The sequence below is a fragment of the Arthrobacter sp. SO3 genome (assembly GCF_020532825.1).
Classification (GTDB): Bacteria; Actinomycetota; Actinomycetes; order Actinomycetales; family Micrococcaceae; genus Arthrobacter.
Genome location: NZ_MQTS01000136.1, coordinates 9,162 through 18,800, shown reverse-complemented (window position 1 = coordinate 18,800; position 9,639 = coordinate 9,162). Strand labels below are relative to the sequence as shown.

9 protein-coding genes and 1 pseudogene are annotated in these 9,639 nt (G+C 67.9%); 1 reads left to right on the top strand and 9 read right to left on the bottom strand.

Annotation, left to right across the window (positions count from 1 at the left end):
- The 8 genes and pseudogenes from BJQ90_RS22910 to BJQ90_RS13215 form a co-directional block, all read right to left on the bottom strand.
- Positions 1–80 (bottom strand): annotated as a pseudogene (locus BJQ90_RS22910) (hypothetical protein); the annotation flags it as partial.
- 183 nt (positions 81–263) lie between these two features.
- Positions 264–662 (bottom strand): hypothetical protein, encoded by a 399-nt coding sequence (locus BJQ90_RS13245; protein WP_226760719.1) that lies wholly within the window; start codon positions 660–662, stop codon positions 264–266.
- A gap of 267 nt (positions 663–929) precedes the next feature.
- Positions 930–1,352 carry a heat shock protein transcriptional repressor HspR gene (locus tag BJQ90_RS13240; RefSeq protein ID WP_226760718.1) on the bottom strand — a complete coding sequence of 141 codons (423 nt, stop codon included), beginning with the start codon at positions 1,350–1,352 and terminating at the stop codon, positions 930–932.
- Positions 1,353–1,367: 15 nt separating this feature from the next.
- Positions 1,368–2,354, bottom strand: coding sequence for a DnaJ C-terminal domain-containing protein (locus BJQ90_RS13235; RefSeq protein WP_226760717.1), 987 nt, complete (start codon positions 2,352–2,354; stop codon positions 1,368–1,370).
- Between the two features lie 94 nt (positions 2,355–2,448).
- Positions 2,449–3,123, bottom strand: a complete 675-nt coding sequence (locus BJQ90_RS13230; RefSeq protein WP_226760716.1) for a nucleotide exchange factor GrpE — start codon at positions 3,121–3,123, stop codon at positions 2,449–2,451.
- A 2-nt stretch (positions 3,124–3,125) separates the two neighbouring features.
- Positions 3,126–4,988, bottom strand: a complete 1,863-nt coding sequence (gene dnaK, locus BJQ90_RS13225; RefSeq protein WP_226760715.1) for a molecular chaperone DnaK — start codon at positions 4,986–4,988, stop codon at positions 3,126–3,128.
- A 259-nt stretch (positions 4,989–5,247) separates the two neighbouring features.
- Positions 5,248–5,652: a hypothetical protein gene (locus BJQ90_RS13220; RefSeq protein ID WP_226760714.1), complete on the bottom strand. Its 405-nt coding sequence runs from the start codon at positions 5,650–5,652 to the stop codon at positions 5,248–5,250.
- A 52-nt stretch (positions 5,653–5,704) separates the two neighbouring features.
- Positions 5,705–6,544, bottom strand: a complete 840-nt coding sequence (locus tag BJQ90_RS13215; RefSeq protein ID WP_226760713.1) for a TetR/AcrR family transcriptional regulator — start codon at positions 6,542–6,544, stop codon at positions 5,705–5,707.
- 154 nt (positions 6,545–6,698) lie between these two features.
- On the opposite strand from BJQ90_RS13215, the gene BJQ90_RS13210 reads away from it, so the two are divergent.
- A complete protein-coding gene (locus BJQ90_RS13210; protein ID WP_226760712.1) occupies positions 6,699–7,655 on the top strand; it encodes an NAD-dependent epimerase/dehydratase family protein in 957 nt (318 codons plus the stop codon).
- Positions 7,656–7,681: 26 nt separating this feature from the next.
- Here the strand turns inward: BJQ90_RS13210 and BJQ90_RS13205 are convergent.
- The coding region (locus tag BJQ90_RS13205; protein WP_226760711.1) for an MMPL family transporter at positions 7,682–9,639 on the bottom strand (1,958 nt) is incomplete at its 5' end.

Sequence of the window (9,639 nt, the reverse complement as noted above, 5' to 3'; positions counted from 1 at the left end):
ACCCGTCTGGACCCGATCAAAGCCAAAAACAGCGCCATCAAGAAGCTCAACAGCCTCGGTTTCGACGTCACCATCACCCCGGCTACCGCAGCCTGACCCCCATTACTTTCGTATTAGGACCCCCACCACAGCAACGCGGGGTCACATAACGCCGGTAAATCCCCTCGGGATGGGCGCGAAGTGACCCCGCGTTGGGTGGTTTGCGGCGGGTGTGGTTTGCGGCGGGTGTGGTTTGCGGTAGGGGTGGTTTGCGGTGGGTGGGTTTAGGCGGCGGCCGGTGCGGCCGCGGACCGGGAGGCCGTCTGGTTCCGGAACCAGGTGGCCAGTTTCTTGCCCTTGCCCTTCCACCAGTTGTCCTCGTCGCCGCCGTGGCGCCACCGGAAGATCACCATGACCATCACGAAGACTCCGGCGGCGACGTTCTGCCACGTCCCGCTGGCGGCCTGGATCAGCACGATGACCGCGCTGATCAGGACCGATGGCCAGGCCAGTGTTGTGAAGACGGTGTTTGCCACGTAGCGGCGGTGGGACCGGGGCACCGCGAGGGCACGGACCATATCGAAGCAGACACACACGACGACGATCGCCTGGCCCAGCGCCAACAGGATTGCTCCGGCCGGGGACCCGGCAAACAGGGCCAGGGCCTGAAGCCCGGAGTTCATGGCCTGCCCGCGATCGGTGCGGGTCCAGGTGCCGATTTTCCCGGCGTCGATGGATCAAACATGCGGTGCCCCCCGGCTGTCCTCGCTGTTGCGCTGGCTGTGGCGCCAGTCTTTCCTGCCATGACAATTCAAACGGGCGGGCGGCACGGAAGTCACGCAATCGCGGTACCCGTCTTTGCGGCCGGTGAATACCCGGATGCGGGGAACCGGTACTCGCCCCGGAGTCCGTTGTCTACGTGGATGGAGCGGAGCGGGCTCCGCGCTTCGTCACTCGCTGTTCCGCGGCCGCCACACGACGACGGCCTGGGAGCGGGCCCTGGGGCGCTTGCCCCGGGCCAGGCTGACGACGTCGCCCGCGGCTCCGGCGGCGAAGATGCGGGAGTCCAGGGCGCGGGGGCGGCGTTCGAGCTCTTCGCTCAGTTCGGTGACGCGCCGCTGCAGGGCTGCCACCTGGTTCTCCAGCTGGAGGATCCGTTTGATGCCTTCGAGGGAGACGCCCTCCTGCGAGAGCCGCTGCACCTCGCGGAGCATGTTGATGTCCCGCTGCGAGTAGCGGCGGGACTTGCCAGGGGCCCGGCTGGGCGAGACGATACCCAGCCGGTCGTACTGCCGCAGCGTCTGAGGGTGCATGTCCGCCAGTTCCGCGGCCACGGAGATGACGAAGATCGGCTGCTCAAAGTCGATGGCCATGGCAGGCGTCCGTTCCTAAAGCCGGGCCTTGGCTGCCAGCTCGGCGCGAACGTCCTCGCCGGCGGTGGCCTCGGCGAAGGCCTTGACGGCCTCCTCGGCTTCCTTGTTGAGCTTCCGCGGGACGGCGACGTCGATGGTGACCAGCAAGTCCCCGGTGGCCCTGGCGTGCTTGACGCCGCGGCCCTTGACCCGGAGCGTACGGCCCGACGGCGTGCCGGCCGGGACCCGCACCTTGACCTTGTCACCGTCGATGGTCGGAACCTCGATGTCCGCCCCCAGTGCTGCCTCCGGGAAGGTGACGGGGACGTGGATGCGCAGGTTGTCGCCGTCGCGGACGTAGAAATCGTGCGGCTTCACCGAAACGGTGACCATCAGGTCCCCGTATCCGGCCGGACCGTACTGGCCCTTGCCGCGGACCCGGACCTTCTGGCCGTCCTTGATGCCGGCCGGGACGCGCACGTCGATGACTTCCCCGTCCGGTTCACGCAGGCCGATGGTGGTTCCGCGGATGGAGCCGGCGAAGGAAATGGAGGTTGACGCCGTCCGGTCCGCGCCCTTCTGCGGTGCCCGCTGGAAGGACTGGCCGCCGCCGAAGCCGCCGCCGCCTCCGCCGAAGAGGTCGGCGAACTCCGGCGGGATGCCGCCGGCCGTGCTGTAGCCGCCGGATTGGCGTCCCCCGCCGCCGGTGAACAAGCCGCCGAAGAGGTCCTCGAAGCCAGCCCCGCCACCGGCGCCGCCGCCACCGCCCGGGGCGAAGCGGGCTCCGCCGCCCATGGCCCGGATGGCGTCGTACTGCTGGCGCTCGTCGGCGTCGGAGAGCACGGAGTAGGCCTCGGAAATGTCCTTGAACTTTCGCTCCGAAGCGGCGTTCCCCGCGTTGGTGTCCGGGTGGTGCTGCCGCGCGAGCTTCCGGTAGGCCTTCTTGATGTCGGCGTCGGAAGCGTCCTTGGCGACTCCAAGGATCTTGTAGAAGTCCTTGTCCACCCAGTCCTGGCTAGCCAATGGCGTTTCCTTTCAAATCTGTGTGCCGAGGTGGCAGTTCGCGCCCATGTCTGTTCGAAACACGGGCGCGAACTGTCACCTCGATGAGGTACTGCTAGGCCGGGACAGCCACGATGACCTGCGCTGCGCGGAGCACCCGGTCGCCGGACTTGTAGCCGGAGCGCAGGACCTGGCTGACGGTGTCGATTTCGACATCCGTTCCGGGTTGCTGGATGAGGGCCTCGTGGATCGTGGGATCGAACTCCACACCGGTCTCATCGATGCGCACCAGGCCATACGTCTTCAGCGCGTTCTCCAGCTTGGCGGCGATCGCGGCGAACGGTCCGTCCGTGAGGTCACCGTGCTGGCGGGCGGCGTCGACGTCGTCCAGTACCGGGAGCAGGGAGTTCATGACGCCAATGACGGCCATCTCCCCCGCCACGGCACGGTCGCGTTCGACGCGCTTGCGGTAGTTGACGTATTCGGCCTGCAGGCGGCGAAGGTCATTCCTGAGCTCCTCCGCCTCCGCCCCGACCCCGCCCTGGGCCACGGAATCCGCGGCGGGCACCTCAACACTGTTGAGGATGTCCTCCGCCTGGGACAGTGCATCCCCGGAATCCGGGGCCCCGGCGGCGCCGCGCTCCTGGTCGGGGTGGCGGGCCTGGCCGGTCTTCGGATCAACCTTGCGGTTGTCGTGGATGATCGGCTTCTGCGGCTCGTTCTCCCGCTGTTCAGCGTCGCGACGGTTCTCGGAAGAACCGTGCTCTTCTTCGTTACCGTGGTGCGGCATGATTACTTCTTCTCGTCTTCGTCAACGATCTCGGCGTCGACGATGTCCTCGTCAGCGCCCGCTGCCTGCTCGCCGGCCGGGGCACCCTGGGCGCCGGTGGCGCCGTCCGGGGAACCTGCCTGGGCGTAGATGGCCTCGCCGAGCTTGGTCTGGGAAGCCTGCAGCTTCTCAAACGCGGTCTTCACGGCGGCGTCGTCGGTGCCTTCGAGGGCGGCCTTGAGGGCGTCGACGTCGGCCTGGACCTCGGTCTTGATCTCTGCGGGCAGCTTGTCGGCGTTGTCGGCGATCAGCTTGTCCACGGAGTAGGCGAGCTGCTCGGCAGTGTTGCGGGTGTCGGCTGCCTCGCGGCGGGCCTTGTCCTCTGCTGCGTGCTCCTCGGCGTCCTTGACCATGCGGTCGATGTCTTCCTTGGAGAGGCTGGAACCGCCCGTGATGGTCATGGACTGTTCCTTGCCGGTGCCCTTGTCCTTCGCCGAGACGTGCACGATGCCGTTGGCGTCGATGTCGAAGGTGACCTCAACCTGCGGGACGCCGCGCGGGGCCGGAGCGATGCCGGTCAGCTCAAAGGTGCCCAGCGGCTTGTTGTCGCGGGTGAACTCGCGCTCGCCCTGGAAGACCTGGATGGCCACGGACGGCTGGTTGTCATCCGCCGTGGTGAAGGTCTCGGAGCGTTTGGTCGGGATGGCCGTGTTGCGCTCGATCAGGTGCGTCATGATGCCGCCCTTGGTTTCGATGCCGAGGGAGAGCGGGGTGACGTCGATCAGGAGAACGTCCTTGCGCTCACCCTTCAGGACACCGGCCTGCAGTGCGGCGCCGACGGCGACGACCTCATCCGGGTTGACGCCCTTGTTCGGCTCCTTGCCGCCGGCCAGTTCCTTGACCAGGTCGTAGACGGCCGGCATACGGGTGGAACCGCCGACGAGCACGATGTGGTCGATCTGGGAGAGCTGGATGCCGGCTTCCTTGATGACGTCGTGGAATGGCTTTTTGGTGCGGTCCAGGAGGTCCTTGGTGAGGTCCTGGAACTTGGCGCGGGTCAGCTGCTCGTCCAGGTGCACCGGGCCGTCGGGGGTGACGGAGAGGTACTGCAGGGAGACGTTGGTGCTGGAGGAGGAGGAGAGTTCCTTCTTGGCCTGCTCAGACGCTTCACGCAGGCGCTGCAGGGCAATCTTGTCCTTGGAGAGGTCGATGCCCTTGACCTTGAGCTGGTTCAGCAGGTAGTCAACGACGCGCTGGTCCCAGTCGTCGCCGCCGAGGCGGTTGTCGCCGGCGGTGGAGCGGACCTGGATCGTGGAGAAGTTGTCTTCATCCTTGCCAACCTCGAGGAGGGAGACGTCGAAGGTTCCGCCGCCGAGGTCGAAGACGAGGATAAGTTCGTCTTCCTTGCCCTTATCGAGGCCGTAGGCAAGTGCCGCGGCGGTGGGCTCGTTGACGATGCGCAGAACCTTGAGGCCTGCGATTTCGCCGGCCTCCTTGGTGGCCTGGCGCTGCGCGTCGTTGAAGTACGCGGGGACGGTGATCACGGCGTCCGTGACCTTTTCACCCAGGTAGGACTCGGCATCGTTCTTCAGCTTCATCAGGATGCGGGCCGAGATTTCCTGCGGGGTGTACTTCTTGTCGTCGATGGCGACGGTCCAGTCAGTGCCCATGTGGCGCTTGACCGAAGCAATGGTGCGGTCGATGTTGTTGACGGCCTGGCGCTTGGCGATCTCGCCAACCAGCACTTCGCCGGACTTGGAGAATGCAACAACGGACGGCGTGGTGCGGCCACCCTCGGCGTTGGCAATGACGGTGGGCTCGCCGCCTTCGAGAACGGAGACGACGGAGTTGGTTGTTCCGAGGTCAATACCTACTGCACGTGACATGTGTTGCTTCCTTTTCTTTCCTTGGAAACTTGCTTGATTGGCTGCGGGCCCAGAGGTCCAACCGTTATTGAGCGATCTGCACTCAACTCTACTCAAACCCGTGTCAAAGTCAATCCAAAGTTGAGCGACCTGCGCTCAACTTTGGATTGCAGAGGGTTCGAGCCCCTCACGGCAAGCCGCACTTTCCCGGAATTCCGGGGAATTTCAGGCAGCACCAAGGCCGGCAACTGCGCTGTTCGCTGATCGCGAAGTCCGACGCCTAGTGGTCCGCGTGGCCAGTTTCGCCCGCGGAGTCGTCCCGGGAGGGTGCCGCCCCGGGCTTGCGGTCCGCTGCAGGCCGGGCACCTGGCGGACCTGCGGCACCCGCGGCGCCGTAGTCGCCTTCCGGATACTCACCCGCTTCGGCGCCGGCCGGCGTCGCACCGGTGCCACCCGCCGCTCCATAGTCGCCCTCGGGGTAGTCGCCCTCCTCAGCGCCGACGGCGGTAGCGCCGCCGACTCCAGCCGCGCCGTAGTCGCCGGTGGAGTATTCGCCCTCCGCCGCCGCGGGCGGGTTCTCCCCGGCGGTGCCCGCCGTGCCGTAGTCGCCCTCGACATACTGGCCCTCGGCCGCCGCATCTTCGGGTTCCGCTGCCGTTCGATCAGACTCGTTGTTTTCGGACATGGTTGGATCCTTCCTGGAAGCTTCGGCGCGCCCAGGCAGGCGCAGGGGCAGTCTATCGAGCGTCGCCGGGAGACAACAGAGGGGACGGAAACCCGGGACCGGCGGCTAGCCGGGGTAACTGGCCGGGGTAAATGGGCGGCCGCTCGCCCGCCCCGTCGGCGGCGGTGCGAAGCCCGGCGAGATCCGCCAGCGCGGCCAGATGGTGGGCAAAGAGTTCATCCGGGGCGGCGAAGGTGCCCGCACCGTACTGGCCGAAAACCTCGAAGCTGATGGCACCAAACAGCGAGGTCCAGACGAGCGCGCCCCGCGCCAGCAGCCGGTCCGGCACCGCGAGTCCCATCCCGTCGCGGATACGCGCCAGGTCGGCGGCAAGGGGTGGCCCGACGGCGGCCCCGTCGCCCGGCGCCGCCAGCCGGCCCGCGCGGTAGGCCCCGTCCAGCAGAGCCATCAGGGCGTAGATGACCCGGGTGCCCGGCCCCGTGGTCCGTTCGGCAGGCGCCCGGTATCCGGGCACCGGACTGCCGAAGAGGAGCCCGTAGCCGGCCGGCTCGCGCAGCGCCCAGCGCCGCACCGCGGAACCCAGGGCGCTGAACCGTCCGGCAAAGTCGGTGGCGGGCAGGGCGGCCACAGCGGCGTCCACCTCGTCGCCGAGCTCGTTGTAGGCATCGATGAGCAGCAGGGTCAGCAGCTCTTCACGGTTCTCCACGTAGCGGTAGACCGCCGAGGAGACGACGCCGAGATCCCTGGCCACGGCGCGAAGGGACAGCGCGGCGGCTCCGTGCAGTGCCAGGTGCTCCCGACCAAGGCGCACAATGTCCTCAATGGTCCGGGCCCGGGCACGCTCACGCGGCGTGGGCGGCTTCGGAGACGGGTGACTGGCGGTCTGCGGCATGGCTCCAGCATTCCACAAAGCAGAGCAGTGTCAACAAATGTGAGCACTGCTCTTGACTTTCGTCTGGACCGGCGGCATCCTTAATTCGGAGAGCACCGCTCTCGCCAGCCCGAGCGAACAAAGAAGCCGAGCGACCAGAGAAAGTGAGAACACCATGTCCCAGCCTGATTCCCCCGAGGCCCCGGCGCTGTTCGTCGTTACCGGCGCCGGTCCGGTTGGCTGGACGGTTGCCGAGCAGCTGGCCACAGCCGGCCACCGGGTGCGGGTCCTCACCCGCTCCGGCAGCGGGCCCGACCACCCGCGGATCGAGAAGGTGGCCGCGGATGTCTCCGACCCGGCGCAGCTTGGCGGGTTGTTCCGCGGAGCCAAAGCCGTGTTCCACTGCATCCACGGCTCGCAGTACAGCGCACGGGTCTGGGCCGAGGAACTGCCCGGCGCCGAGCAGACAGTGCTTGCCGCGGCGGGCGAGGCCGGCGCCGTCGTCGTCTTTCCGGAAAGCCTGTACTCCTACAGCGAGCCGGAACGGCCGATGACCGAGGAGGGCCCGCGGGAGGCCCAGGGCGGCAAGCGGGGTATCCGCACCGCCCTCCTGAAGGCCCGAGCGGCGTCCGCAACAGACACCGTAAGCATGGTGGCGGGTGATTTCTTCGGCCCCAGGGTCCGCGGTGCCCATGCCGGCGAGCGCATGGTGAAGCCGGTACTGGCGGGCAAATCCCTGCTGGTGATTGGCAACGCGGGGCTGCCGCACTCCTTCACCTATGTGCCGGATCTGGCCGCCGCCATGATCAGGGCCGCGCAGGATCCGGCGCTCTGGAACCGGGTGTGGCATACGCCGACCGGCCCGGCGCTGAGCCAGCGGCAGATCGCTGAAGCGTTCGCCGCCGCCGCCGGCGTCCGGGCACCGCGCGTGGTTGCCATCCCCGGCCGGGCGCTGCGGATGATGGGCATGTTTTCCCCCGGGATGCGTGAACTGGCCGAGACGCTCTACCAGTTCGAGCGCCCTTTCGTGATGGACTCCCGGGCCAGCGAGGCGGCCTTGGGGCTGCAGCCCACCCTGTTGACGGAAGCAGCCGCCGCCACCGTTGCCTGGTGGAGGGACCAGGAACGGTGACGGCGGCTGCGGACTCGGGGTGCCGGCTAGCGGATGACTGCGTCCGCAGCTTCCGGCTGCGGGGCCGCGGGCAGGGCGCGCGCGGCAGCATCCGTCTCGGGGCGTCCCAGCTTGCTCGGCCACCAGATCCGCGGGCCGATGTCGTAGGCCAGGGCCGGGACCAACAGCGAGCGGACCAGAATGGTGTCCAGCAGTACCCCGAAGGCCACAATGAAGGCCAGCTGCACGAGGAACATGATGGGGATGACGCTCAGGGCCGCGAAGGTAGCCGCGAGGACCACACCGGCGGAGGTGATCACGCCGCCCGTGACACCGAGGCCGCGGAGGATGCCGGGCCGGGTGCCGTGCTTGATGGATTCCTCCCGGACCCGGCTCATCAGGAAGATGTTGTAGTCCACGCCCAGTGCGACAAGGAACACGAAGCCGAACAGGGGAACGGTGGCGTCGGCTCCCGGGAATCCGAAGACGTGGTTGAACACGAAGGCGGAAACACCCATGGCGGCGGCGTAGGAAAGGACCACCGAGGCGACCAGCAGGACCGGCGCCAGCACGGAGCGCAGCAGCAGCATCAGGATGATGAGGATGACCGCGAGGACCACCGGGATGATGGTGATGAGGTCACGCTGGGCGGTGGTGTTCGTGTCCAGGGCCGTCGCGGTCACTCCGCCGACCAGGGCACCGTCGTCGATCTTCTTCAGTTCCTGGCGCAGGGCCACCACGACGCTTTCGGCCTCGTTGGAGTCCGCGGCGTAGTTCAGCGTCGCGTTGATGAGCACCTTGCCGTCCCTGACCGCGGGCGCCGTGGGAGCCGCCGGCGCACCGGGTGCAGCCGGGGCGCCGGCGATGATCGGCACGCCGCCCTCGGCCAGCAGGTAGGCATCCCCGACGCCGTCGGTCGCCTTGGTCCTGTCCAGCACCTCCTGGGCCTTCGCTTCGTCGGCAACGATCACGGCCGGGCTGCCGGAGCCGGCGTCGAAGTGCCGGGCCAGGGCATCCTGGCCGTCCACGGCGTTGGAGGCGGTGAGGATGACGTCGGTCTGCGGGACGCCGTTGGCCTTGAGCTGGAGCACGCCGGTGGAGGCCACCAGGAGCAGCAGCACGGAAGCGATCCAGACCGTGCGGGGCCGGCGGGAGACGAGGGAACCGGTCGCGCGCCAGAGGCCCTTCTGGCCCTCCAGCCCGGTGACGTACTCCGGCTCGCGCTCAGTCTCCGGAAGCAGCTTGGGGCGGAACGGCCAGAAGGCGGCCCGGCCCAGCAGCGCCATCATCGCGGGAAGCAGGGTCAGTGCCGCGATGAGGGAACACAGGATGCCCGCGGCCGCCACGGGCCCGAGGGCCTTGTTCGAGTTGAGGTCGGAGAAGAGCAGGCACAGCAGCGCGATGATGACGGTGGCGCCGGAGGCCACGATCGGCTCCCACGCCGCCTTCCACGCGGTGAGCGCGGCGGCTGTGCGGTTGGTGGTGTGCGTCAGGGCCTCACGGAAGCGTGCCACGTAGAGCAGCGCATAGTCCGTGGCGGCGCCGATCACCAGAATGGAAAGGATGCCCTGGCTCTGGCCGTTGAGCTGGATCCAGCCCAGCTTTGCCATGCCGAAGACCAGCAGGATGGCCGCGCAGAGCGCAAAGACCGAGGTGAACAGCACGGCAATCGGCAGCAGCAGCGAGCGGTAGACGATCAGCAGGATCAGGAACACCGCGCCGAGGGCCACCAGCAGCAGGATGCCGTCGATGCCGGCAAAGGCGCTGACGAGGTCAGCCGTCAGCCCGGCCGGACCGGTCACGAAGGTTTGCATTCCCGCCGGAGCAGATGCCTGGACCACCCCCCGGAGTTCCTTGACGATCTGTTTCACCTCGCCGGCCGAATCGATGGGAACGACAAACTGGACGGCTTTGGCGTCCTCGGACGGGATGGGGCCGACGACGGTGCTGCCGCCGCCCACGGCCTCCAGCTTGCCCTTAAGGGCTGCCGCCTCGCCGAGCTGGG